This is a genomic window from Nostoc sp. 'Peltigera membranacea cyanobiont' 232 (assembly GCF_002245985.1).
Taxonomy (GTDB): Bacteria; Cyanobacteriota; Cyanobacteriia; order Cyanobacteriales; family Nostocaceae; genus Nostoc.
In genome coordinates this window covers 15,617-41,854 of sequence record NZ_NOLK01000051.1, presented here as the reverse complement: position 1 = coordinate 41,854, position 26,238 = coordinate 15,617, and the positions used below count along the sequence as shown (strand labels likewise).

Sequence of the window (26,238 nt, the reverse complement as noted above, 5' to 3'; positions counted from 1 at the left end):
GACTCTGATATATATCTTTACCTTATTTACTATTGTAAAGATTCTGGCGATCGCTTGGGGTTTTCTCAGATTCCTGGCTGCACTATCTTAGCCTTGTGGCGCTAGTTCATGCTATTCATCAATTCAAGAGTAAATCCTCGTCAAAAGTGTTCATGGATAAAATACCAAAAATCGATCGTCAAAGGGAGCATCAAGCGAACGAACGTACTTTTCTAGCTTGGCTACGCACTTCTATTGCATTGATTAGCTTTGGCTTTGCGATCGCGCGATTTGGGATATTTCTGCGTCAGTTGAATCTTGCGATTACCCAACAAGAACCTCCGGTTAATCCATTATCCAACTCGGAAAATTTGGGTCTTGCTTTGGTAATTTTTGGAATTTTGGTTGTTGTGTTAGCTGCGTGGCGATACAACCAAGTTTTCTGGCAAATTGAACGAGCAGATTATAGACCAAATAGGTTAATGGTTTGGATAATGACCGGAGTAGTAATTATTTTGGGACTTCTCAGCATTCCTTTGCTCTTAAGGCGCGATAAAGTTTTTCTTCGCTCTCCTTCTCCAATTCAACCACAGTCCCGAAATTTGCAAAGTTCAACCCCAAACTTGTATGTTAAAAAGGGGACAATTATTACTCTATACATATACAAACAAATCTTTTACAACAAGATCCCCGACTTCTTAAAGAAGTCGGGGATCTGAACATTACTTAACAGTAGCCTCAGAAATAACTGTTACACAAGCATTTACCAAAGGTAATAGCGGCCCTAATTGTTCTTGTCCATTCACTGCTAAATCACTGTGACACAAATAAACTCTCTCAGATACACGAGACAGTAAATCTGTCAAAATTCTTTGGAGTCGTTGTTCTTCTGCTAATTTCTCATCCTCTGCTGTCCAAGGTTCGCCTAATCTATTTTGCAGGAAAAACGGCGCACCGAATAACGTTGCCGCGCCACCTTTAGCCCACAGAGGTGAACCAGCATCTAGCCAAAAATGCCAACGGTGCGATCGCCTACTAGACCGATATTGAAATATAGTTGCTAAGGTGACAGCTTTTCTCGCGCCACCGATAGGACGCACGGGGTAAGGGTTGGCGGTAATCGTACCACGTCGCAGTAATTGAATAAATTCGATGATAGTTGTGTGCGGCGTTGTCTCAACTGGGGCGATTTGTCGTAATCTGGTGTCAATTTCCCAGTAGTGTTGGGCGGTTTCTAATAATTCGCGCAGTGCTGCTAGTTGTTCGTAGGGGAGATTACTACCATTCCACAAAAAACGTTGAATTGCCCTATCTAAAAGGGAAATGGGACTGGGAATTAAACGCAGTTCTTGTTGCGATCGCTGCTGCTCTAACCACTGCAATATCTCATTATAGGCTGTAGTAGCCGCATAGCCGATTCTATCCCAGCGCTCGAAGGCAGACACTGGGAGCAAGTTGGGGCGATCGGGATGGGGTAAAAAGCAGTAATCTGCAATCAAACCAGCACGTACCGGATCAATATTTGTAGAGACGCGATTAATCGCGTCTGTTAAAAGTGAGGAGTTTTCTGGTACTTCTTGCTTTCTACTCAATACAACTAGCATTTCAGCCACAGCATCCCGATCTACGAGGCGACCCAAGCCGGGATAGACTAGCGCCAGCATGGTGAGTAAGGCGCGAATGACGGGTGAACTAATTAGGGGACGTTGGTCATTGAGCGATTCTACTGGGATGTTTTGCTTAACGAGGATTTCTACTAGAGTATAACGAGCGATCGCATCTAAACCTGGTGCAATAATCGCTACTTCTTCTACTTGTACTTGCTGCGATTGGATCGCATTCGCAATTACCTCTGCTGTTTGTCGCAATAGTTGAGCGCGGGAGGTGGTTTGAATGGAATGGACAATCTCAGGTAAAGTAACCAGCACCATCGGTTCTGTGACTAATTCCACCATCTGTTTAGCTTGCTTACCCAAGGATTCTGGAGGCGGGCCAGTCAAGATTTCTACCCGACAACGCTTTGCTAACCCTTCTAGATAATTGGGGTCTGCTCCCAATCCCAATCGCACTGCACCATCGGGATTGTAGCTAAACGCGCCAACTGCGCCTCGATCTAATAGCAATTCAAACAAAAGACGCGCTACGCTAGGATAATCGTCAACATCATCCGCCAATACCGCCTGATAGCGTTTAGTTAGGTGCTGTTGGTAGTTGCGATCGCTCAACAAATATTGACTATAGAGTTCGGTAATAATGCCATAAGTAAGTAACCCCCTCTCTAAGCACCAGTTACGCCAATCAATGAGTAAAGATGCCAAAAATTCCGGCTCTAAAGTTGTAGTGTTTTCCCCCAGACCCTTTGCCAAAATCTGGGCAATATCTTCACAATGTACACCACTGTAAGCAGCTAATTGCAACAAGTCTAAAATGCGACGCACCAAGCGAGACTCATTCACTCCCGCAATTCGTAAAATTTCTTCGTCTAATTGGGAACGCCAAAGTTTGGTTGCTAATTCTTGTTCTGTTTCTGGTCGCAATCTTACCGGAAACTGTGCTTTCAGGTTCAAGGAGTTAATTAGCAACGGCCAAAATAAAATAACTTCATCCTGGAAAAAACCTAGCGGTGTCTTGGCACGCACCGGATATTTTCCCAAGGTAGATGTAACAATTATATCTCCCAATTCTCGGCGATTATCATCGTTGGCAGCTAAGACTAAAACTCCTGGCTCTGTTTGTTTAAGATATAAAAATTCGGGAATGCGATCGCCCTTGGCATTGGCGTTGGCGTTGGCGTTCGCGTCTCTGAAAGAGAAGCCTCTCGTAGAGAAGCCATCGCCTTTTTTACGTCCCTGCTTTTTAGTATAAAATGATTCATTATGCTGCTTTTCTGGCTGTACCCAACTACAAAATTGCTCTACCAATCGAGCCGTTTTACCACTGCAACTAGTGCCAACAATCCAAACCGAATGAGAAACCACAAACTTTCTCCTTGTAGATTTGCTAGTATACCTCGTGCGTTAACTTAAGGTTAAGAATCACCAAATAATGCTGGATGATTATCTGCAATGAAAAATTCTGTTTTTAGCCAAAAAATCTATTCTTTCTTGCTTGCTGCTTATCGATGGTACTTACAGACTCCTGAACGTTCTTTACATGAAGCTTACGATGCAGCATTAAAGATTAAGGAAATAGAAGATAAGCATTTCAATGGTAATAAAATAGACATTGACTCAGCCACGTACAGTAAGAGCGTGATGGATTATTTTGAGTCAGACCTCAACAAGCTATTAAAAATTGCCAAAATGCGGCTGACAGAGTTTAGAGGAAGCCGTTGGTTTCTAAATGAAGAGAATCAAAAAGCTGCTGAGAAAGCAGGTATAGAGCATCCCAGTCCTTCTTTAGTTTTGGAAAAGCTAAACTTTATCGATCGAGTTATATCTAAATACACAATAAATTCTGAGCAAATAACTTCTAACGCTTTAGTAGTTAAACCTCCAAATCTACCAGTTAATGTGATATCTGACGAAAAATCGCCGATCGTTAATGCTCCAACGTTACCACCAAAGATACCAACTCAAGACTCGGAGAAAAAGCCAAAACCAAAGGGTAAAGTTGATACAACAGGCGTTTTACCTCGTTCGATTTTAAGTACTATCACTCGTCTGCAAGTTGAATTAGACCCTAATGCTGAAAAAGAAGTAATTCAGAATTTTCGTCAGACTCAAAGAAGAACAATAATATCTATCAGGTTTATTTTACTATTGATTATCGTACCACTTTTGACGCATCAGATAGCAAAAGCTTTCGTAGTAGGGCCATCTGTTGAGCATTTTAGAAGTAGCGAACAAATGCAGATATTCCTCAATTCCGAAATGGAAGAGGAAGCCCTTGAAGAATTAGAAAGATTTGAAGAAAAGCTCAAGTTTGAAAATCTCATTAGAAATGCTCCTCCACTGTCGTCTGAACAGATGGAAACTGAAATGGCAAATAAGGCTGGAGAGCTTGCTGAAGAATTTCGTCACGAAAGCTCGAATGCTATCAAAAATGTTTTTGCAGATATGTTCTCGGTAGGCGCTTTTATCTGGCTTTTGCTTGTCAGCAAGTCTTCTATTGCTGTAGTCAAAGATTTCTTTGATAATATCGTCTATGGGCTTAGTGATAGTGCTAAGGCATTTATCATCATTTTGTTTACTGATATATTTGTAGGTTTCCACTCTCCTCATGGCTGGGAAGTACTGTTAGAAGGTGTATCACGTCATTGGGGATTACCAGCGAATCGAGATTTTATCTTCTTATTTATTGCTACATTTCCAGTGATTTTAGATACCATTTTCAAATATTGGATATTCCGATATTTGAATCGGATATCGCCTTCCGCAGTCGCCACTTACCGGAATATGAATGAATGATGAATAAACGGCGTTTTTGCACCCCCACCAAATTCTCAATTTGGTGGTGCAACAATTCAGTGGGGGTCTAATCGCCCACTGATAGCGAAGCGTTAGCGAGTCCGCGAGCGTCTTGCATTCTGACCGGAGGCGGAGCGTCTCCAGTTCCGCTTCTGAATTATTAAATTAAAGTATATGTGAATTTCCTGAAAAAGCTTGCTTTACAGGTATAAAAATAATACAATAATTGTGCTGAGTGTCGAATGTTAAATGTTTATTGGAGAAATAAGATCGTGACTATTGCAAATGTACTAAAAAAGTTATCAATGGCTTCTCCTTTGATATTGGCAACAGTTTTAGTTTCTGCACCATCTGTATACGCAGATGAAGCGATACAGAGTTTGACGGGTGGAACTAACTTCCCAGCTTTTAATGGTACAAATCAAACAATCGGTTGGTCATTTACTGCTAATGACAACCTCTCAGTTACTGCATTAGGTTTTTACGATCGAACTCCTGCCGATCCTCTATCACAATCCCACTTAGTTGGTTTGTGGACATCGGACGGGAATTTACTAGCTTCAACAACTGTCCAAACCACCAGTCCACTAACTGGAAGCTTTCGTTACCAGGATATTACATCAGTCAATCTTCTTGCTGGAATATCATACGTTATTGGTGCAGCAATAACTAGTCCATTTACTGATATTTATAATATTCCCGCATCTGTAAATACGGCTCCAGAAATTACTCTCACCCGTAGCGCCAGAAATGGTTCATCCCAAGGGTTTAGTTTTCCTTCAACTCTAACACCCGGTAACGGTAGAATTGGCCCCAATTTCAAATTTGACGTAGTTACCCAAGCTGTTCCCGAACCGACTTCTCTCATCGGTATCTTAGGCTTAGGTGCTTTCGGTATCACCTCTCTTCGCAAACGTAAGCAACTAGTTACAGAATAAACGAACGGACAGTAAATAGGACTTTATGTGCTTCTTTGCCTCTCCCTTGCGCTGGGGGAGGCGCTTAGAACTCTTGGGTGTAGGTAGTTCGATGGAGTCAGGGCTTACTACCAAATTGAGACAATTTAGTTCAGATGTACTCACGCTTGAAAAAAGTGATGGGTTTTTTAGTCTTTTTTTAGAAAGTATATAAAAATATATTATTTTATCCTATATATAGTTAGTCTTATAGCCCCTGATAAACCTCACCCCGGTTTTGCTACCGCAAAACCTGTCCCTCCTTTAGTAAGGAGAGGAATATCCTTTCTTGACAGGGTGAGGTTTTGGAGGACTTTTGGGTAATCCTATAAGTTGTGTGTACACCATAGCCCCTTATTCTTGGGGAAGGGAGTAAGGGGTGGGGTTGGCGGTGTGGGGTTCAAATTGTTTGATTTATGCAAGAGGTCTACTGTATTTTTGGTTTTTGATTTTAGAATTTGAGCGAGGTGGGTTAATATCAAAAATTTTGAATTTTGATGAAAAAGACACTTGCTGGGTTAGGAAAGCTAAACAAATTTATCGCCATCAGCCTACCGATGCTTCTGTCGATTTTCTTAGTGCGTATGGAATCTTTGGCGCATCGGGAACTCAGTCCGCCAGAATGTCGCGTGAAAAAGTGGGATATACCAGTATCCTTTACACAAAAGCAAAAAGCACCATTAATCGAGAGACTACCAGTTACTTGTTGTCAGAACGATCGCTCTTGTTTAGATGAAGTAATCTATGGAGAAATATCAGAGAAAAAGGCACTGATGAGTGCGATCGCTCGCAGTCTCCAATACCTGCAAACAGCTAATGCTGCGGCTGCTTATCAAAACTATCCTGTGGCGAGGATTACGCGCGATCGCGTCTTCAAAAGCTTGAAAAGATTCCGCGAACTCCTACTCACAACAAATTCTGCAACAGAATTACATCAAGCCATTGAGCGGGAATTTGTTCTTTACCAGTCAATTGGTAAAGACACTAAAGGTTCTGTTTTATTCACCGCCTATTATGAACCACTTTACGCAGCCAGTCGCGTCCCCACACCAGAATATCGTTATCCTGTTTATCGATTACCTCCTGATTTAAACTCCTGGACTAAGCCACATCCTACCCGCCTAGAGTTAGAAGGAGCAGATGGTTTACAAGCTGTAAAAGGGAAATTGCGAGGATTAGAGTTGTTTTGGTTTCGCGATCGCCTTGAACCATATTTAGCTCAAATTGAAGGTTCAGCGCGACTTCAGCTTCCCGATGGAACTCAGACAGCGATCGGCTATGCTGGCAATAACGCTTATAATTACAAAAGTCTGGGTCGAGAATTAGCGAATGATGGCAAATTACCGCTTGAAGGGATGACGATGCCAATTATTCTCGATTATTTTCAAAAGTATCCCCAAGAATTAAATATTTATATTCCGCGCGATCGCAGTTTTGTTTTTTTTCAAGAAAATCACGGTGAGCCAGCCCAAGGTTCTATCAACGTACCACTAACAGCAGAGCGTTCTATCGCTACAGATAAATCTCTCATGCCTCCTGGTGCTTTAGCGTTGATTCGTGCTTCTATTCCCTTTCCTAATCCTACCGGAAAAATGGAGGAGCGCATCGTTAGCCGCTATGTTCTTGACCAAGATACTGGAGGTGCAATTAAAGGTGCAGGTAGGGTAGATTATTTTTTAGGGACTGGAAAATTAGCAGGCGATCGGGCTGGTGTCACAGTCAGCAATGGACAATTATTTTATTTATTACTCAAGTCCAAGAATTAAGCCCACTCGCATTTTAATACTAAGATTCCCGAATTCTCTAAAAAAATCAGGAATCTTAGCATTTCAGCGAAAATTAAACGCCTGCTGTACAGTAATTACGAATTACGAATTATGCTTCTATTTCCATATCAGAATCGTCATCATCATGATCGTAAGGAATATCGTCAAGGTCGATCATTTCTGAAATTTCTTCTACTTCATTTAGATACTCAGATTCTTGATGTTCGCGCTCGATTAGACGACCAGTTGACTTTAGCCATTCTAAAAGAATAAATTCATTACTTGTACGAATTACAGGCGCTCGTTGGTTACGAGGTTCTTCACGCAAAGGGCTGATAGGCATAAAAAAGGCTCACTTTGAATTATCGGTAACAGTACAAAAACACAAAAATTGTACATTAAGCTTAAAAAGCTTGTTATACAAAACTTTTCGTAACAGACGAAATATGAACTATTGAGTTTTTTATTCTCTTGTCCGTCTACTTACTTACCATTAAAATGTCTTTGCGTCAGTCTTAATCATAAATCTTCAAGCGAACACAATCTTACAAAGCATTTGGTAGCTTGGCAAGAGTTTCGTACATATCAGAGGGCAATGCGGACAATCTGTTCGCTACAGCGACTGCATCAGCTAAGTTGCTAAATTGACACCGGACAATTTCTTGTCCATTTCCTGAAGGGAATCGTTTCCTAGCTTTATTAGATACAGCACAAATAATCGCTAAAGCTTTAGCGAATCCGTCTTTTGTCAATATTGTTTCCTTTGCGAACCCTTCAACAGGAATAAGGCAAACCTCAAACCGATAACCCGGTCTGGGAGAAACAGCTATGTCGATATAGGGTTTATCTTCTTTTCTGATCCTGCGTAAATATTGGGCTGTCGATTGAGTATCGTGCAAATCAGTCCCAAGGGCATAAGTAAAGAAACAATCTTCTGTGAGGGACTCAGGACGGGTAATTATATCCGTTGGCATAAGTTCAAGTACTATCTGTATGTTGTCTGGATTTGTGACACACTAAACTTGTCTGTTCTTTTTAGCACATTTTTTGAAAGTGAGAGGTATTAGTTTCACGCAAGGTATTACACTACACTTCTGTTCGCTAAAAATTTAAATTTTCGCAATATTTAAAGACTCTCATCTTTAAAAGATAAATTTGCAATATAAACTGACACAAAACACCTCCAGAACCCAAGTTTGTAGAGATTTAGATTCGGAGAAGCCTCTAGATAGTCAGTTACATGACCGAAAATATTTCTCAACTGTTTCATTATAACATAGTTGACGATTGAACTTTTTCAACTATGTGTGACCCTATGGATGTTAAGCTACCACAGCAGTAAGGTTGTATTCCATTCTGACTTTTAGATAATTAAAGATACAGAGGATGAATAGTTAGTGCGATCGCAGCATCTTATAAAGTAAGGTGGGCACTGCTTTTGGTTCGCTCAAATCTTTATTTTAGCTTGTAGTCAGTGCCCAACCCCAGATGCTACCACGCAAAAATGCTAAAGACGAACAAGCCGATGGTAGTTGTGAGATTCATCCATTGGCAATGCCAATACTCCTTTGTTCACCTTTTTTGGTGGTTAAAAATATTCAACATACTATCTGGATTTGAATTAGAAAAGTTGATAGAATACTTAACTTTATCTTTTAAATATCACCTGTATCCGCATATTTTTTCAGTAATATTTTTAAAAAAATTAGGGTATTATTACAAGCTATTAATATAGATTGCCTAAATAAAACCCCAAGATCCTAAACATAATCTTGGGGCATAACTTTCATGCCCTTGTCAACATTTTTGAGAGACAAGGAAGATGAATACCAAAAACGGTATTCACGCAATTATGGAGCTGGGTTAAAAGTAGTATCTACGTAAGTGTTTACAAGGGTTCGAGCCTGATTTTTAATGGTATCAGGCAGAGGCGCATATCCACGAGCTATAGCTATAGAGTTTGGGTTGGTTGTCACATCTGCTGGTGCTGGAACAGGTGGTACTCCTAAAGCCCAGTTGATGAATCCTTTAATACCAGTTGCTATGCTAGCATTTGCGTATTTATCATAAAATAGCAAGTAGCTTGCGGTAACAATCGGATAAGCAGTTGCGCTGGTTGGATCGGTGACTACGAGTTTAATCCGCCGAGCATTTGTATCTTGGTCAGTCGCACCTACAAAAGCATTGGAAATTGTAGTTGTTGAGATGGCAGTATAAGCAAGTGACTTGTTCTGTAAGACAGCAGCTTGCAGACTATTAGCTAACCGCGTAGCACTATCCACATAACCAATTGCACCAGCAGTAGCTTTAATCTTGGTAGCTACACCTCCACCACCTGAAGCAGATTGGAAAGTAGCTGGCCAAACAACTGTATTAGCTGGTAGTGGATTGGGTATAGTAGCGGAACTAATACTTTTTTCACCAACCCCTCTGTTCCATGTAGCACCAAATGCTGCCTTCAGATGACTGCTTAAAGCAAAAGTTGTACCACTACTATCACTACGATAGATTACAACGATGGGCTTATTTACTGAAATAATTGCGCCACCGTTATCCGCCTTAATTTTGGGATCGTTCCAATTTGTGATTGTGCCGTTAAGAATACCCAGATAAGTAGCTCGTGAAAGCTTAATTCCAGCTGCTGGTACATTTAGACCACTGGGGTTGTAAGATAACGCGATTCCGACACTTATCACAGGTATTTGAATGTATGGAACTGGGTTTTGGGGCGTACCTGCGGGGGTGGGAACATCGTTGGGACTGCCAGTAACTCTTTCTGCGCCTGTTAGGGGAGCGTCAGTAGCTGCAAAAGAAACTGGGGCGTTGATTGTAGCACCAGTCGCAGGTGGTGGGGTTTGAGTCAGAAAAGATGTTACTCCTGTACCACTACCAACCGAAGCATATCTAAATGTGACGCTCGTATTGACTGGGCCATAGGTTCCGTTGGGAAATCCGGCTATGGCTGGGGGTACATTATTGTTTAGGGTTGGAGGATTTCCAACGCCGTAAGCGTTAAACCATGAGCCTTTTGGGGCAAGAGGATAGGTAGTTCCTGTACCAACAAACAAAGTATTTACACTGCTTGCACCTGCACCATTTATGGAGGTTACTCCAGTTGGAGGAGGAGTAGTGGAGGTCTGAGCTAGAGATTTCTCACTAACAGATTGACCTGCTACTAAACCAATTGTTATAGCAAGTACAGAAATTGAACTTGCCAAAGAGGTCAATTGACGATCGCGATAGAAAACCATGTCAAGCTCCTTCAAGTGAATTTTAGGATGTTAAACCCTAATAAATCTAAGTCAATTGTCAAACTGGTAATTATAAATAACCTTCTGTAATCGCAAAGAATTACATTAAAAAGGTTATTTATCAATCAAAAGCTTGCATAAACAATTGAAGAGTGTAGAGAAAGCAAAACATTAGATATCTTGAGTGTATTTAACTATTGGTAATACACCCCATTACATAATTTTTGCTATTGAAATGTTCTCCGCTTATAAAGTAAGTTTGTATAAATAAATATTCAATGCCTTTAGTATAAAGGAGTAGTTAATAGAGATTATGAATTATGCCTCAAGTTCAATTCTTAATCTCTTATTTCCTCTTAATAAAGTCATGTTTTATTTTACAAATTTACTTCATTCAAGATGGCATTTTGATCCGAATCACGAAATTTATTTTCTTTAATGTATATGCACAGCAGTTTGTGACAAACTACCGCTAAGGTACGAAATAAAGAAAATTAGTATTTCATAAATCTTTCAGCATTGCTATAGCTAATAGCTGTTAAATTTTGCCAACAAAATCAACAGTATAGCTTTAAGGTAAAGCTCAAATCATGATTGCATTATGGATTGATTAAGAAAAATAATTAGAATAATTTATTGAATCTATAGCTGTTTTGAAAGTAGTTTTCGTAAAGTTTTTATTAATTTAACCAGAGGAAAATATGAAAGTTTCACTTATATACTAAGTAGTGTGATTTGATGTCTCTTCGCCCAGTATGTCGTACCCATAATTATTTGCGTAAATAGGCAAGAGGCAAGAGCCAACAGAAAAGAAGGTTCTTTGAATTGTAATAAGTTTTTTGAAAAATGAAATATGAGTCTTATAGGATTACTATTTGATTTTTGAACAAAATTAGATATTGTAGGGTGTGTTAGAACGGAGTTCATAACGCACCATGTGTATTACTGAAGGCAAAGCCAATGGGAGCATCCCAATTTGGCAAAAATATACGGAACTGACACAAAAACCCTTTTAAATCCTCTTCCTTTATGTCCTACCCTGCGGGAAGCCGCTCCGCGTCTATGTGTCCAACTCTTACGAGACGCTGCGCGTAGCTTGCTTCCCCGCAGGGGTATGCGGTTCGTTTTTTATCCTCCGCATTAAATAAGTATTAATGTTTTGTTAACTTAAATTAATACAAATTTATGTATAGTATAGAACTTTGCTGAACTTTATAATTTAAGGATAAATTAAGTGTTAAATCATGTAAAATCATGATAACTGTAAAATTTTAGACAACCAACACTCAAGTACACCATAGGAAAATTAGCAAATGTCTAGACAAAGTTCTCACAAGAGAAACTTTTTCAAAGCTTTAACTGGTAGCGCTGTCAAAGGATCTCATAAGTTAAGGCTGGGATTGCAATCCAGCTTGATTATTTTGGTTGAATCTGTACCTTTTTTGATTGCTTGTGCTGTACTTGTAAGCGTTATTAGCCTAAAAAGTCCTATCCTGCTTTTTTGTTTACTGGTTGGTAGTTTAATTGCAGTCATCACCCAGCAAGTTGGGCAGCAGTTGAATTTACCCAGGCGATCGCTAATATTATTACAAATTTTAGCAGCAGCGATCGTTCTGAGTTTATATTGGTTAGACTGTTTTGCAGCCCCTGCACAAGCACAGTTTTTTGGAGAAGCTGAAAAGTTTTTCAAAAAAACCTTAAGTGATGGTTCTACAACAAATAGTGGTGGTAGCAACACAGCAGTAAGTTTGATATTTAATGTGTTGCGGGCAATTTACTTACTCTATATTGCAATCTCCCTGGTTGGCGTGATTAACGCAGTGCGGAAAGATGAAGATTGGCAAAGCATCGCCAGGACTCCCCTATTAGTGGTTGTTGCTGTTACTATTGCAGATGTACTCACACGCTTTGTAATTGGCGATAGCAGTAAATAATTCAGATATTTCAAATGTCTCAAGAGCGGGAACAAGAATTTCGTCCAGTTAATCAGGTTCTGGGAAGCCAACCTTCGTTAGGGCCAATTCCTGCCGACCAAATTCTTCCTTGGACGGTAATTGCCCTAGCCTCCTATTTTATTATTAATGGAATTTTTGGAGGTCTTTTCCAAGAAGAATTTCAAAAATGGTTGTGGACAGTACTAATTACTGGTTGGGGAATAGGAACTTGGTGGATTTTAACTGGTGGTAGGAGTTGGAGTTTTTTAAGTAAATTTATTGGCGTTCCCGCTTGGACAAGAGGCTTTGCTCGTTATCAAAGCTTACTGGAAGTTAACCATGAAGCAAAAAATCGGAAAACAAAGCGTCGGCATCGCCGGAAGTGAAAGTAGATTAACACCATTTGAAGATGCCTTACACCTGGCAACAATGCTACGTGTCGCCATGAATGGACGCGATATTGGCGCGTATTTATTGACAAAAGGTACTCAAAAAGACCGATTTTGCTTTGTTTTTGGTTTTGACTGTAAGGGAATTCATACTACCTTAAGACCCGAACAAATCGATACACTTTTTAATAACATTGAAGCTGGATTGAAAGATATCCCTAGCGGTGAAAGAATGACACTGCATTTGGGATCTTTTAGTTCCGATAAAGAGCGCCAAAAAGAATTAGCATTACTAATCAGAAATGCACCATCACGAGATATTAAATATTTGTTGATGGCCGAAAGAGCCAGAGTCAAAGAACTGACTATTTCTGGTGTTCGGAAGCCTAAATTTTTGCGAATTTATGTCACTTACACCATTGAATCTAACTCGCAACATGCGGATGATTGGATAGAGAAGCTCTTAGTCAAAGCTGAATCATGGTGGTTGAAATTCAAAGGTGAACTCTCAGAAGTAGAAAACCAGCGTATCGAAAGCCTAATCACAAATGCTTACAAGCAGGGCTTTCTGCGTTGGGAACAAATTTTATCTAACCAAATGGGGTTGGATGTCAAACCTTTGACAGCTAATGAACTCTGGAAAGAGGTGTGGAGAAGGTTTAATGATACAGAGCCAATAGATATTCCCCAGTTGATGACTTTAGATGAACAAGGACTGCACGAGCAAGTTAATTCAGATTTAGCTAGTACTAAATTGTTGATAGACAATATCCACGGCACAACTTTGCTGATGGAGTCTAGCGTACCTTGTGCCGACCGTCGCTGGGTTAATGTTAATAATCGTTATATTGGCGCACTATCATTTCTCGAAAAACCGGGAGGTTGGCCAAATAAATCTTCCCAACTGCGTTATTTATGGGAACTGTTGGCCAGAGAAAGAGTAGTAGATACAGAAATTTTTTGTGAGTTGACTGCTGCAAATCCGGCAATGGTGAAAACGACTCTGCAACGGGTGCTGAAGCAGTCAAACATGACGACAATCATGGCTCAAGAAAAAAGTAAAACTATTGATGTCAACGCTCAATTGAAGTTGAAAAAATCGGTGGCGGCGCAAGAACAATTATTTGAAGGTGCAGTTCCGATTTATACGAGTATTGCTATTTTGGTACATCGTCCCACTGTCGAAAAATTAGATGAGGCAACAAGGTATATTGAAAACTGTTTTCAACGTCCAGCAAGGGTAATTAGAGAAACTGAGTATGCTTGGAAAATTTGGCTACAAACTCTACCAATAGTTTGGGAAGGTTTGTTAGCTACACCCTTTAACCGTCGCCAGCTATATTTAACAAGTGAAGTTCCCGGATTAATGCCTTTAGTTTTAACTAAACAGGGTGATAAAGAAGGTTTTGAATTGATTGCAGAAGAAGGTGGAACACCCGTACATTTAGATTTGTTTAATCAACACAAAAATTTAGCTTTATTTGCTACAACTCGTGCTGGTAAATCGGTGTTGGTATCAGGGATTTTAACTCAGGCTTTGGCGCATGGCATTCCTGTAGTGGCGTTAGATTTCCCTAAACCTGATGGGACATCAACTTTCACAGACTATACAGAGTTCATGGAGGGGAATGGAGCCTATTTTGATATTTCCAAACAGTCGAATAACTTATTTGAACAGCCAGATTTACGATCGCTAGATCCAGAACAACAACGCGATCGCTTTAACGATTATACCGCCTTCCTAGAATCAGCGTTAATGACAATGGTTTTAGGATCGTCCACTGAAAGTCAAATTTTATCGCAAACCGTGCGATCGCTGCTCAACTTGGCCCTAGAAGCCTTCTTTACAGATGAGGGCATCAAAGAGCGATATCGGCAAGCGATGGCGGGAGGATTTGGCACTCTTGCTTGGCAAAAAACCCCTACCTTAAAAGATTTTCTCTATTTCTGTTCGCCAGAACACTTGCAGCTAGAGTCTTTAAGTGGCAGAGTAGAAGACGCTCTCAGTCAAATTCAACTACGCTTGCGGTTTTGGCTTTCTAGCCGTGTGGGACAAGCTATTTCTGCACCATCTAGCTTTCCTACCGATGCACAACTTTTAGTTTTTGCTCTCAGGAACTTATCAGATAGTGAAGATGCAGCCGTACTATCTCTGAGTGCCTATTCAGCAGCATTACGACGCGCATTAAGTAGTCCAGCTTCTATATTCTTCATTGACGAAGCACCAATTTTATTTGAATTTGAGCAAATTTCCGACTTAGTTGGTAGAATTTGTGCTAACGGCGCTAAAGCCGGTATCAGAGTTATCTTATCAGGACAAGATCCTGACACCATTGCCAAATCTAAAGCTGCATCTAAAATTTTGCAAAACTTGACAACACGATTGATTGGACGCATTCAGCCAGTTGCAGTGGATAGTTTTGCAGACATCTTAAAATATCCCCGTAATATTATTTCTCGTAATGCCTCAGAAAGCTTTTTCCCACGCAAAGAAGGCGTTTATAGCCAATGGCTGTTAGATGATAACGGTATTTATACATTCTGCCGTTATTATCCAGGTTACGAACAATTGGCAGCAGTTGCGAATAACCCATCTGAACAAACTGCGCGGAGCAAAATGATGCAAGTTCACACAGATAAATATGAAGCTATTTCTGCATTTGCCCGTCAGTTAGTGGCTAACTTACGTAGTAGTTAATCGGGTTATATAAAGTGAGTGATTTAAAAAGTTATAAATCATATTTCAAAAGCTAAATTTCTGATTCACTGCTTAATTTCGTCTACCTTTTTCAGGTACAGATGTATGCGAAAAACTACTATTTTTACTCTTACATTACTATCCCTGGCAATCATCCCAGCAATGGCACAAGTTCAAACGAGTGGATTAGGTGAGATTTGGACTGATTTTCAATCATATTCCACAGATTTGCAAAATTACCTTCAATATAATCTGAGCGATAACTTAAAGCCTGTAGAAGTACAGAGTCAAAATGCTCTGAATAATTCTAGGGGAGAATTGAACATACCTAACCCCGTAGCGGCTGGACAAAAGGTTCGTGATGATTTAATCCTCTACTCGAAATCAGACCGTTTTGAGAATAATTCCGCAGTGCGGGGAAACTTAGTTAGTAATGAATTAAATCGTGTAATAACCCGTGGAATAGCGGCGGGTATTCTTGGTGAAAAGGGACAAATTCGGTCAAAAACGAAGTTAGAAAATATTCAAAAAGCTCTTGAGATTGTTACAAATACAAACACTAATTTAGATAACGATATCACCAACTATACCAATAAAGCTAGCACACTTATTGGCGGCAGTGGTACCGGGAACACTGCTATAAGCATCGCAGAAGCATTACTTACTCAGGGTTTAGCAACATTGCTAACTACTAACCAAGAAACACTTAAAATCCAAAAAGAGCAGATAAAAATTGTTGGAGAATCATACGCCAAGTCTACGCAATTAGAACAGGCTTTCCAATATTCCAACTTAAACTTGGCAAATATTTCTCAACAAGTAGAAGAGGCAAATCGCGCTCAGAGAGTAGAAACATCTACGGAAGCGGCGCGACTTTTACGAGCTACTTCTCAGTTAGATTTATTTGGAAGAAAAATTAATAAGTAAGATTTTAAGAGATAAATTTATAATCTTTGAGCTACTTTTAAAAATTTTGGCACTTCTGACAAGCCCAAAATAAATCTAAAAAACAGTTTGATAGTAGCGTGGTAAAGCTTAAATGGTGTAATAACTCAAGGTTTGTAATAGAGATTTAGCTCTAATAAACCATAAATATAAAGCATAATTTTAGTTCTACCACGCCACGAATAAATCTCAAAAAACAGCTAATAAACTAAAAATGCAACTTGCTATTCAACTAATTTTTGCCCAAGTAGGCATTGATGAGGTTCTCGACAATGGTGCCGCAACCTCCCAAAGTATTGCCCAAGGTTGGGATAAACAATGGCTGGATTTATTACAAAATAATACTAGTAATAACTTGTATGGAGCGCTAACAAATCTGGGTATTTTTTTTGCAGTAGGAACCCTGTTGTTTTTTATGCTACAATTTCTTAAAGATTTAATATCCTACGAATATAGCCGTCCAATATCAGCTTTAATTTGGCCTTTTCTAGTAGTGATTCTGTTAAGTAATTCAGGCAATGGAAGTATACTTTCTAATCTGACATTGGGAGTGCGGAATTTTTTAAACACTGTGAATCAGCAAGTAGTAGTATCGGCAGATGCAGATAAAATATACCAGCAAGCACTGAATATGAGTATTGCCGAAGAAGTAGCTGGTTCTTTGCTGCGTCCTTGTCAATCACTGACAGGAGAACAACAAACTCAATGCTTTGTCAAAGCTGCTGAAAAAGTCAATGTTCTCTGGCAAAAATATAGAGATACTTATGGAAATAAAAGCTGGATAATTAGACTGCAAAATAAGGTAGATAATATTAGATATGGCACTGGTCTGGTATCAGAAACGTCATTTAATTCCTTGTTAGGTTCTACAGTTCAAACGAGTATCCAAAACTTTTTGGTTTCCTTACAATATGCCTTTCAGAATTTGATAGAAGCAACTATGTTGCTAATAGCAGCTTTAGGGCCAATAGCTGTAGGCGGGTCTTTACTACCTGTAGCGGGGAAACCAATCTTTGCATGGCTAACCGGATTTTTATCTATTGGAATCGCCAAGATTTCATTCAATATTATTGCTGTGTTGACTGCCGCAGTTATTGTCAATGGGCCGGGTCAAGATGTTAATGTTGATCCAGACTTGATGTGGTTCATTATTTTTCTGGGAATTTTAGCACCAATTTTATCGTTACTTGTGGCTGCTGCTGGAGGTTTTGCAGTCTTCAGTGCTATCAATAATACGGCTTCTATAGTCAAGGAAAGGATATAAGGAATGGAAAATCCCAAAAGAATAATCTAGTATTGGCTAGTCTCCTGACTGCTGAATATATGCAAATTATTATATATAATAGCTGAAGTTTTTTTGGAGGAGGAGATGAGTAAATGGTGCGTTTACTAGAAAAAAAGCAAAGAATAGGAAGTGTTTTGACAGTTTTTGCCATCGCTACCTTCAGTTTACATATATTAGTTTTACTTTTCTTCATATTTCAAGGCATAAATATTCGCCAACTCAGTCTGAGAAAACCTCCCAACTTTGTGCAATTAATAGATGGTAAACCAGTAGCTAATATTGATGATTTAGAAAGAGAACCAGAAGCAATTCGCCGATTCATCAGCAAAACGATGATATCAATGTTTAGCTGGTCTGGAATTTTACCAGCACAAACTATCGAAGAAGTTGCCAACCCAAAAGCAGATTTAGGAATTCCGATTAGAACACCCCAAGGCAGTAGCCAAAAAATTACTACCAGCAGTTGGATAGCTAGTTTTGCCTTATCAGAAGACTTTCGCAAAGGTTTCTTAAGCACAGTTGCAGAAATGACACCGCAAGAAGTTTTCTCTGAAAACCCCAGCCTGATTATGACATCACAATTAGTTATTAAGCGGGTTTATCCACCAAAACAAATTGCCCCAGGTAAGTGGCGAGTAGGTATGGTAGCTGACTTAATTCAAAAAAAACGAGTTGGTGATGTAAAACTAATAACTCCTTTTAATAAAGATTTGCTTGTTCGGGCAACAGATTATTTCGCTAACCCACAAGTCGGCAATAGTACTATTTTGCAAAAAGCTATTTATAGTACCCGATCTGATAAATTAGAAATTTATGAAATTCGTAATTTATGCTTGCTAGATGACTACAATAATCTGAATGAAGAGAGCTTAAAAGAATGCAGAAGTAGAAGTGATGGCTTTATCAGATAATCAATTTGTAATTTTATTGATAATAGTTAAATCTTAATATAATAAATAAATTCTTAATGCAGTTACTTAAACCAGAAAATAAGAAAAATAACCCTTTACCAGTCTTAGCAGTAGGAACATTTGGTTTACATCTGTTTACCTTGCTATTACTAATATTTAACGGGTCTATGTTACAACAGTTAGGTCGGCAACTTACACCTCAAAGTTTAGTACAACTTGTTGATGGTCGCGTTATAACAGTAGACCCACAACAAAATTTAGAGCGACAACCAGAGACGATTCGGCGCTTTGTGGGTGAAACTATGAGCTTAATGCTTACTTGGTCGCAGCAACAGCCGCCAACAGAGGTTTGGGAAGTTAGTTCTCAACTGGTAGCTGATGATTTTAAACAAAAGCTTAAGTCAGAAATTACTAATTTAAATCCAGATAGCCAATTTGAAAACGTTACTAGAGGCAACGAGAATGTATTAGTAATACAAAAAGTTTCACAACCTACCAAAATAGGCGATGGAAAGTGGAAAGTGGAGATCCTCGCCAATCAATTAATTTTTAACGGTTATGATAAGTTGGGAAAATCAGTTTCCTTTAATAAACAAATTCTAGTTAGAGCTATAGATGAACCAGCAACTTCACTACCAAATGCAGCACTACCATTGCACTTCGCAGCTTACCGCCTCGGTGAAGCTAGGTTAGAAATTTATAATGTCTGTGAAATTCAAGATAAAAATTGTTCTGGGAATCCCAACCAAGCTCTACCATGACTAGATATTCAATTCCCGCAGAAACTCCTCCACAAAATCTATTTACTCTAACTACCGACGATCGCCAACTAGAATCTGTAGAATCTTTTGATTGGGAATCACGGATGGCAAGGTTGGTGGGCTTTGAAGAAGAATCTTCTTCTGGCTATACCGAAGTTTCAGAAGACTCTGCAACGCCGCCAGAATCCCTTTCTCAACCACAAGAAGTTCAGACTAAGGAACCTCTTTCATCTAACCCCTTTGCAAAATTAGGTTTGGTGGGGGCTGGTACCTTAGCTGTAGTTTTGGTGGCTGGTTTGTTTTTGTCTCAGTTGATGAACACTAGCAGTCAAAAACCAAAAAATATTGTTTCTCCCCAAACGCGATCGCAGCCAATTAATGAATCTAGCTCTCAACAGCTAGCAAACGAAGTAGATACTCTCAAAACGAAATTGGCCCTAACTGAACAAGCGGAGTTAGTGAAAGCCGCCCAACAAAATCTCAGAATGGCAAAATCAACGCCTACAGTAGCCGTACAACCAGAACCGTTAGTTTCTTCCAGAGGTAGACAGAGAGTGATCCCAACATCCCCACCAATAGCTTACGTGCCTCGGACAGTCACAGTCGAGCGCATCGTTAAAGTACCTGTTTCTCAACCTTTGCCAATAGCCCAGCTACCAGTTGTGAAGCCAGACGCTCAACCCGTAGTCATTACAACTCCACCACCGCCACCAAGCCCACTTGAAGAATGGGCAAGGTTAGCAAAATTAGGTAGCTACGGTCAAGTAAATGTCACCGATCAACCTAATAATGTTGCAGCTACTTATGCACCTCCAAATGATAGCCAGGTGCAACGACAGCCGCCAAACCCCAATCCCGAACAAACTCCACAACGAGAAACTCCTGCTCCTGTGGTTAGTCAAGCGCAACAGCAGGGACAAAAATCTGTAGCAGTAGGAACCAGCGCCAAAGCTGTTTTGGCAACCGCGATATTTGGAGAAACTACTAAGTCAACCAATGGGAATGACGCAGGTGAAGGAAAAAATGTCTTTGTGATCCGATTGAAAGAACCGCTAAAATCTACCGATGGTGCGATCGCTCTACCTGCAAACACCGAATTCTTAACTGAAGTTCGTTCTCTTTCCGAACAAGGTTTTTTACAGATGAATGTAGTCAAAGTTGTCTCGCAAAATAATGGCAACCTTACAGAAAGAAGCTTACCCACCAATGCAATTATTATTCGCGGTACTCAAGGTAAACCTTTAATCGCAAATAAATTTCCCAGTCAAGGTTCGTCTATAGCATCAATGGATGCAGGATTATTCGTTTTGGGAGGTATTAGCAAAGCCGCAGAGTTAGTAAATCGCAGTGACACCGAACTCCAACCACTTATTTCAACAGTTACCAACGCCGATGGCACTACCAGCAGTAGCAGCCAACTTACAACTGTGACTACCAACAGACGCAACCTTGCAGCTGGTGTTGTAGAAGGTGGTTTAAACTCTGTAGTACCCCAAATTGCCCAACGCAATCAACAAGCGATCGCTCAAATGTCACAACAAACAAATGTTTGGTTTTTGCCAGCCGGTACAAATATTGAAATATATGTTAATCAAGTGACTCAGTTTTAGGAGGTAGGATTTATACCAATTTTAGATTGTTGATTGGGTAATGGTAATTGGTAATAGTTTTCTTTCTATCTCCATCGTCTCCACTTGTTTTATCTACCAATGTCCCCCATTTGCAACGATGAAAAAGAATACTAACTTGTCAGGAAATACGCTAAATAATTCTTATTTCCTACCTATAGCTTCCTTAATTTTCTCGGTTGCTATATTGTTATTGGCAGGTCGGGCTGTAGCTAATAACGCCGTTCTGCGTTCCATCTTTTCCTGCCAAGCGCAAGGCTTAGGCGGACTAATACCTACAATTGATGTTTCATATCAACAAGGAACAAACTTAAGCTTTATTCCGGCTGGAGAAGTAATTAAAAAAGTTTGGTTAAACGATCCATCACAGGTAACTATGGATTTTGATGGGCCAGTATGTATGCAGTTTGGTTCAAAACCTGATAACAGTGCAGGAGATTGTAAAAACTCGGCAGCGAATGTCATTCAACTCAGACGAATTAAAAAACTGGATATTCCTGGGCTTCCAACCACTAGCAATACACTTTTAACAGTTGTTACTGAAGCGCAAGGGAAAAATAAGTTGTATACTTTTCGAGTGATGTATGGAACAGATAACCCTGAATATCACACTTTAGCTGTTTTTCCCGATCCTTCTGGTAAAGAAGCCTCTTGTGTCAGAGTTTCACAATAAACTTCTAGTAAAAGTACCCCACAGGGCGACGGAAGTCACTCCATAACAAGCGCAGGGTAAACGCTAGAATCTAACTGTATTGGCTTAATCAGCCGTTCCCAGCCGCCATCTTTATAAATCTTCAGACAAAAGATAACCACAGATTCCAAATCTGTGTAAATATAAAGAAAAGCTTAAGAGGTTACAGACTCATGGTAACAGCGAAAATGATGCAACAGCTTTGGGCTGTAATCGAGTCTACCCAGGTCAACACCCTGCTCCATTTTGACGATGCAGCTTTAGTACAATTGCTCCTCCAGCAGTTAAAAACAAAGCAGGTGATTGATTCCCAGGCAGATAGCAGCCTCAATACTTATATAAAATCTAAACTGCCTCTTATTCGTGATACGGCTGAAGGTCGGTTATCCTTCGGGCAAGGCGGCAATCATTAGCACGAGAAATCGATTGCTCACTGCCAAGCATACGCTCAGAGTTCAAACAGTTGAATATTATGAATCACTGGCTAGTAATTGCCCTAGTAGCTTATCTCATTGGAGCAGCAATTGAAGGGGTAACTACAGCCAGTCAGCTATCTCGTTCAGTACCAGAACTAGCTAAAAGTACACAAGAACGCCCTTCAGAATCTCCCACTGACACTAGTTCAAGTTGGCGAGTTGTGGCTGCCGTCGCCTCAGTAAGTATTTGTGGAGCTTTTTTCTGGCCTTGCCGCCTTGTCCACCGTTTAATTAAAGGGAAGGTTCATTCCTAAGCTTAAACGTGGCTGAACAAAAAATATATTTGCAGGTTGTAAATTAAGCTGTTTGTTCTGGTTCCATCGCTACATTTTGCCCAATTTTTGGCTCAGTACCAGCAAACAGTCGTTCAATATTAGTGCGATGGCGCAAAATCACATACAATCCACCGGCAATCCCAAACAGAATATAGGGTAACGGCTGATGCAAAAATACCATGAAAATGGAAACTGCGATCGCACCTGCAATTGAACTCAAAGAGACAATCCGCGATATCGCCACAACAACGGCAAACACACCTGCTGTTGCTAAACCTACCTGCCAACTCATAGCCAACAAAATCCCCAAGCTGATAGCAACAGATTTACCACCCGTAAAGCCCAAAAAAATCGATTTACTATGTCCCAAGATGGCAGCTAACCCAGCTAAGGTTAAAACACACGGTTGCCACAGTTGTACATCTACCGTTGGAGGGATAAAATTTTGACTAGAGGCAAAATTGAATAACCAGTAAACTAGAGCGATCGCTAATACTCCCTTTAAGGAATCAAGTACTAAAACGAATGCTCCTGGCCCTTTCCCCAAGGTTCTTAGCACATTAGTTGCGCCAGTGGAACCCGAACCAATTTGCCGAATATCAATACCCTTTAACTGCTTCACAGCAATGTACCCAGTGGGAAAAGAACCCAAAAGGTAAGCTATAAGTACAATTACGCCGCACAGAGTTAACCAGATAGCCATAATAAAATTTAAAAGTTTAGAGAATACCTCTTAATACCATTTCTTTTTGAAGATGCGCCTATAGCAATTAAACAAAACTACATACTATAGAGGCAATTCATGAATTGCCCCTACGTAAATACAGTCAAGTCTCACATAGAATTGGTCTGACCAATGACCAATGAATGACTCGTTTAAAAATCATCATCATAGTTTCTCACAGTTTTGGGATCGGGAGCAAAAGCTAACCACAAAGGAAATTGTAGTAGAGACAAACTGATTTGCTCCTCTGAGTCGTCAATGATAATTAAAGGCAGTTGATTGGCTTTCGTCAATCGGTCTGCTTTCTGAGCCAGAGCATCAGATGCCTCAAATAATACCACGCCTCGGTCTGGGCCGAAATCTGGGCGACCGATTCCCAGACAGTCTTGCAAGCCGCGCCGCCATTCACCTAATCGCTCCGGTGTATTAGCTAAGACTAAAGTACGAATGCGATCGCCATACAGCTTGTGTAATATCGAAATTGCAGATGAGGCAATCAGAATATTTTGTAAGCGGCTGCCCATTGTCCGCAAACCACCCCGTCCCCCTTGGGTAAAAAACCAGTTAGAAACTCGTTCTGCGTGGATTGGTTCAAAGGTACGGCGTAGTTGCCACGCTGGGCCGTAGTAATCGGGTTTATTGCGGTATTGGTCAATTAGGCGGCGAATTTGCTTTGTAGTATCTTGAAACTGCTGTTGGGCAAATTGCGGTATTCCAGGTTGGGGTTCAACTGGTTTAGCCTCTTTGGCAGATGGTTTTTCTCGTTCCACCACAGTTGGTGTTAATTGCAACTGTTCAGCTGCAACGGCCAAATCCTGTAAGCTACCCGTGAGATAGTCTTTAAAACCCTGTACCCGAATTGCTAAGTCTTGGGATGTACCAGCAAAAGTGGTTCGCATCTCGTTGCGGATACGTTCTTGACGACGTTCTAGTTGTTCTACAGAAATTTGTAGGGTTTGTTTGCGTTGTTCTAACTGCACCAGCGACTCTTGCACGAGTCGTCCCAGTGAAGTTTGAGTTTCACTCACTTGTACCTGAAGGTTTTTGTAAGAAGCTTGCAGCTTGGCTATTTCTTTCGTGAGGGCTACTTCAGCGCTCTGCAACTCTGCCACTCGCTGCTCTGCTTCTGCATATAATAAAGATCCTATTTCTGACCCCAGTGCGGTATTTTCCGGTTCCGACTGCGCCACAAACTCGCCATTTGAATTTTCTGTTAGCTCTACTGTAGTATCTACCACTTCTGCATTGGAGATGAGTGGCTCAAAAGTTGCGTAGTCTTCTGATGAGCTAACGCCTCCTGTTTCTCCCACTGACTCAACAGATGGATTGACTGGATGTTCAACTGCATTGTTTTGTTCTTGTGTTTCTGCCAACCGCTCACCAATTGGTTCTGGGGTTTGAGATGCCTCTGGGTTCATAAACAATAGTGTAATTCCTATGACGCGAATAAATAGCTTTCAGAAATATTACAATTGACCGGCTATAAAAATCGTGAGTAATGAGTGCTGAGTTATGAGTTTAGATCGAAATGACTCAGTACAGATGGTACTCATACCAGTTCTTTATGAAGCTGCATAAAATCAACTTTGGTAATATTTGGGGATTTTGCCCCAAGTTCTGGATAAACCTCAGATTTAATCAGTATCAGCACTAAATACGACTAAATACGCGGACAACGTTGTTCTAAGCAAGTTTTCAAGGTGTTAGGGTCAAACAAAATTGGCAAAAAGTGAATACTTTTAATTTCTTTAAAGTAAAACAGGATAGGGACTCCATTCCAGAAAATCCGCCAGTTTTGCCATTCCCGGTAAGGAAAGCGCCGAATTAATTTTTCGCCTCTGTAAATATCTAAGTCGGTGACGGTAAATTGCAAACGCAGCGTTAACGCCTGAAACATGAGAAACAAACCAAATAGTGTGAAAATGGAGCCTACCCACGGTTGTACCAACAGTAGTGGAATAGCAGTAATTACCAACACTATAGGTATGTTGTAACTAGGCTTTAGTTCCACAGTTGATGTGGAGTTAGGAGCAAATGAACTGGTCACAGTCTTAAATCCTGCTTTATTTAGTAGGCATATCTCCTATTTTAGGAGTCAGGAACTAAGAGTGAGGAATTCGGAGTTTTAACTCATAACTCTTAACTCCTGCACAGACGCGATTAATCGCGTCTCTCTTATAAGCCTTTCAAGAATGCACTGCCAAGCCCTTGAAACATTAACCAAGAAAGAAAGAAGTTGCTAACAAATATAATTAGTAAGGCAGTCACAACAGCAGTTGTGGTTGACTGTCCTACACCTTTGGCTCCTCCTGTTGTCGTCAACCCCCAACTGCAACCAATTACGGCGATTAAAATTCCAAAGCAACACGCCTTAATCATCGCACTCAAGATATCCCAGATGCCAAGAAAGTTACGGGCTGAGTCTATAAATACCGTATCAGATAGGTTGTAGACATTTGTCGCAATTATGAATCCTCCGAACATCCCTGTTACCAAAGATAGGAGGGTTAAAATTGGTAGCATTAAACAGCAAGCAAGAACGCGGGGAATAACTAGGTAATCGATTGGATCTGTTTTTAACATCAACATGGCATCGATTTGTTCTGTGACTCGCATGGTACCGATTTCGGCTGCAAAGGCAGAACCGACTCGTCCCGCTAAAACCACTGCTGTCAACACGGGAGAGAGTTCTCGTGTCAACGCTACAGAAAGCACTCCGCCGATAATGTTTCCTGCGCCAAAGTTGATAAATTCCCGCGCCACCTGAATGGTAAACACCGCGCCGACGAAAATAGCCGTCAATAGGGCAATAAATAGGGAATCGGGCCCAACTGCTGCCATTTGTTCCAAGGTGTTGCGCCGATGGATTTTGCCTCTCAATAGGTGAACTAGGACTTGCCCACCCAGAAAAATCGCCGCCAGCAATCGCTGACTCCATTCTCCTAAACTGGATTTGGATGTAGTCTGGTTCAATGTTCTGTAGCTAACTCGGTAACTGCCTTAAGAATAGCGGAAGTCATTGGGATAGGGAATGGGGATTGGGGATTGGGGATTGATTATTTCTCCCTCCTCCCTCTTGCTCACAATGGGGGTGATTATTAACTTAGATTAAAGATGCTCTCAGAAAATGAAGCTGTTATTAAACGTACCGCAAGCCAAT

Annotated in this window: 22 protein-coding genes and 1 pseudogene; 15 read left to right on the top strand and 8 right to left on the bottom strand. The window is 40.4% G+C overall.

The annotated features are described in order from the left end of the window. Positions 1–152: 152 nt before the first annotated feature. A pseudogene (locus CDG79_RS18460) lies at positions 153–587 on the top strand (YidH family protein); the annotation flags it as partial. A gap of 114 nt (positions 588–701) precedes the next feature. Here CDG79_RS18460 and CDG79_RS18455 read toward each other — a convergent pair. Beyond that, complete coding sequence (locus CDG79_RS18455; RefSeq protein WP_094343425.1) at positions 702–2,957, bottom strand: hypothetical protein; 2,256 nt, start codon at positions 2,955–2,957, stop codon at positions 702–704. An 87-nt stretch (positions 2,958–3,044) separates the two neighbouring features. On the opposite strand from CDG79_RS18455, the gene CDG79_RS18450 reads away from it, so the two are divergent. The 3 genes from CDG79_RS18450 to mltA all read left to right on the top strand — a co-directional run bounded on the left by CDG79_RS18450 (position 3,045) and on the right by mltA (position 7,110). After that, a complete protein-coding gene (locus tag CDG79_RS18450) occupies positions 3,045–4,388 on the top strand; it encodes a proton extrusion protein PcxA (RefSeq protein WP_094343424.1) in 1,344 nt (447 codons plus the stop codon). Between the two features lie 272 nt (positions 4,389–4,660). Beyond that, entirely contained in the window at positions 4,661–5,326 is a 666-nt protein-coding gene (locus CDG79_RS18445) for a DUF4082 domain-containing protein (RefSeq protein ID WP_189525039.1), read from the top strand. A 515-nt stretch (positions 5,327–5,841) separates the two neighbouring features. Continuing rightward, positions 5,842–7,110, top strand: coding sequence for a murein transglycosylase A (gene mltA / locus CDG79_RS18440; protein WP_189525038.1), 1,269 nt, complete (start codon positions 5,842–5,844; stop codon positions 7,108–7,110). Positions 7,111–7,219: 109 nt separating this feature from the next. Here the strand turns inward: mltA and CDG79_RS18435 are convergent, their stop codons facing one another. From CDG79_RS18435 to CDG79_RS18425, 3 genes are all read right to left on the bottom strand, one after another. Continuing rightward, positions 7,220–7,453 carry a DUF3134 domain-containing protein gene (locus tag CDG79_RS18435; protein WP_094330007.1) on the bottom strand — a complete coding sequence of 78 codons (234 nt, stop codon included), beginning with the start codon at positions 7,451–7,453 and terminating at the stop codon, positions 7,220–7,222. A gap of 202 nt (positions 7,454–7,655) precedes the next feature. Further along, on the bottom strand, positions 7,656–8,084 hold the full coding sequence (locus CDG79_RS18430) for a hypothetical protein (RefSeq protein WP_094330008.1): 429 nt from the start codon (positions 8,082–8,084) through the stop codon (positions 7,656–7,658). A gap of 876 nt (positions 8,085–8,960) precedes the next feature. Then, positions 8,961–10,361, bottom strand: coding sequence for a substrate-binding domain-containing protein (locus tag CDG79_RS18425; RefSeq protein ID WP_094343423.1), 1,401 nt, complete (start codon positions 10,359–10,361; stop codon positions 8,961–8,963). A 1,313-nt stretch (positions 10,362–11,674) separates the two neighbouring features. Here CDG79_RS18425 and CDG79_RS18420 point away from each other — a divergent pair. The 11 genes from CDG79_RS18420 to CDG79_RS18370 all read left to right on the top strand — a co-directional run bounded on the left by CDG79_RS18420 (position 11,675) and on the right by CDG79_RS18370 (position 22,333). Then, positions 11,675–12,295, top strand: coding sequence for a hypothetical protein (locus CDG79_RS18420; protein ID WP_094343422.1), 621 nt, complete (start codon positions 11,675–11,677; stop codon positions 12,293–12,295). 14 nt (positions 12,296–12,309) lie between these two features. Beyond that, positions 12,310–12,681, top strand: a complete 372-nt coding sequence (locus CDG79_RS18415) for a hypothetical protein (protein WP_094330011.1) — start codon at positions 12,310–12,312, stop codon at positions 12,679–12,681. Next, complete coding sequence (locus CDG79_RS18410; protein WP_094343421.1) at positions 12,635–15,382, top strand: hypothetical protein; 2,748 nt, start codon at positions 12,635–12,637, stop codon at positions 15,380–15,382. The genes CDG79_RS18415 and CDG79_RS18410 overlap by 47 nt, the downstream gene beginning before the upstream one ends. Before the next feature lie 105 nt (positions 15,383–15,487). Further along, positions 15,488–16,309, top strand: coding sequence for a hypothetical protein (locus CDG79_RS18405; RefSeq protein WP_094343420.1), 822 nt, complete (start codon positions 15,488–15,490; stop codon positions 16,307–16,309). Positions 16,310–16,541: 232 nt separating this feature from the next. Then, entirely contained in the window at positions 16,542–17,591 is a 1,050-nt protein-coding gene (locus tag CDG79_RS18400; protein WP_094343419.1) for a hypothetical protein, read from the top strand. 113 nt (positions 17,592–17,704) lie between these two features. Further along, the gene (locus tag CDG79_RS18395; protein WP_094343418.1) at positions 17,705–18,523 is read left to right on the top strand and encodes a hypothetical protein; all 819 of its coding nucleotides are present in this window, start codon (positions 17,705–17,707) and stop codon (positions 18,521–18,523) included. Between the two features lie 56 nt (positions 18,524–18,579). Beyond that, positions 18,580–19,284, top strand: a complete 705-nt coding sequence (locus tag CDG79_RS18390; protein WP_094343417.1) for a hypothetical protein — start codon at positions 18,580–18,582, stop codon at positions 19,282–19,284. Continuing rightward, complete coding sequence (locus tag CDG79_RS18385) at positions 19,281–20,894, top strand: TrbI/VirB10 family protein (protein WP_094343416.1); 1,614 nt, start codon at positions 19,281–19,283, stop codon at positions 20,892–20,894. Before CDG79_RS18390 ends, CDG79_RS18385 begins: the two co-directional genes overlap by 4 nt. A gap of 118 nt (positions 20,895–21,012) precedes the next feature. Then, positions 21,013–21,585: a hypothetical protein gene (locus CDG79_RS18380; RefSeq protein WP_094330018.1), complete on the top strand. Its 573-nt coding sequence runs from the start codon at positions 21,013–21,015 to the stop codon at positions 21,583–21,585. A gap of 191 nt (positions 21,586–21,776) precedes the next feature. After that, positions 21,777–22,016, top strand: coding sequence for a hypothetical protein (locus CDG79_RS18375; protein WP_094343415.1), 240 nt, complete (start codon positions 21,777–21,779; stop codon positions 22,014–22,016). Between the two features lie 59 nt (positions 22,017–22,075). Next, positions 22,076–22,333, top strand: a complete 258-nt coding sequence (locus CDG79_RS18370) for a hypothetical protein (RefSeq protein ID WP_094343414.1) — start codon at positions 22,076–22,078, stop codon at positions 22,331–22,333. Positions 22,334–22,376: 43 nt separating this feature from the next. Here CDG79_RS18370 and plsY read toward each other — a convergent pair whose 3' ends face one another. The 4 genes from plsY to CDG79_RS18350 form a co-directional block, all read right to left on the bottom strand. Next, a complete protein-coding gene (gene plsY, locus CDG79_RS18365; RefSeq protein WP_094343413.1) occupies positions 22,377–23,057 on the bottom strand; it encodes a glycerol-3-phosphate 1-O-acyltransferase PlsY in 681 nt (226 codons plus the stop codon). A gap of 173 nt (positions 23,058–23,230) precedes the next feature. Next, complete coding sequence (locus CDG79_RS18360; RefSeq protein ID WP_094343412.1) at positions 23,231–24,496, bottom strand: DUF3086 domain-containing protein; 1,266 nt, start codon at positions 24,494–24,496, stop codon at positions 23,231–23,233. Positions 24,497–24,738: 242 nt separating this feature from the next. Further along, complete coding sequence (locus CDG79_RS18355; RefSeq protein WP_181154312.1) at positions 24,739–25,125, bottom strand: DUF3119 family protein; 387 nt, start codon at positions 25,123–25,125, stop codon at positions 24,739–24,741. A gap of 128 nt (positions 25,126–25,253) precedes the next feature. Next, positions 25,254–26,051, bottom strand: a complete 798-nt coding sequence (locus tag CDG79_RS18350) for an MlaE family lipid ABC transporter permease subunit (RefSeq protein WP_094343411.1) — start codon at positions 26,049–26,051, stop codon at positions 25,254–25,256. Positions 26,052–26,238: the final 187 nt, after the last annotated feature.